At 54.9% G+C, this 237-nt stretch carries 1 protein-coding gene; it reads right to left on the reverse strand.

Going from position 1 to position 237, the window contains the following annotated elements; translation table 11 throughout:
• A partial coding sequence (rpsH, locus tag SB822_RS60820; RefSeq protein ID WP_410859615.1) for a 30S ribosomal protein S8 occupies positions 1 to 237 on the reverse strand: 237 nt, incomplete at both ends.

The following is a 237-nucleotide window of genomic DNA, read 5'->3' on the forward strand; positions in this document are numbered from 1 at the left end:
GCCATTCATGACCACGGGGATGTCGTTACGGCCGCGGTACACACGCAGACCAGGCTTCGAGACGCGCTCAATGCGCTCGATCACCGGACGGCCAGCGTAGTACTTCAACACGATGTTCAATTCAGACTTCGCACCTTCGGACTTCACTGCGAAATCATCGATATAGCCTTCGTCCTTCAGGACCTGCGCAATCGCAACCTTAACTTTCGACGAGGGCATTGTCACCGAAACCTTCTC

This window comes from Paraburkholderia sp. SIMBA_054, assembly GCF_046534875.1.
Classification (GTDB): Bacteria; Pseudomonadota; Gammaproteobacteria; order Burkholderiales; family Burkholderiaceae; genus Paraburkholderia; species Paraburkholderia hospita.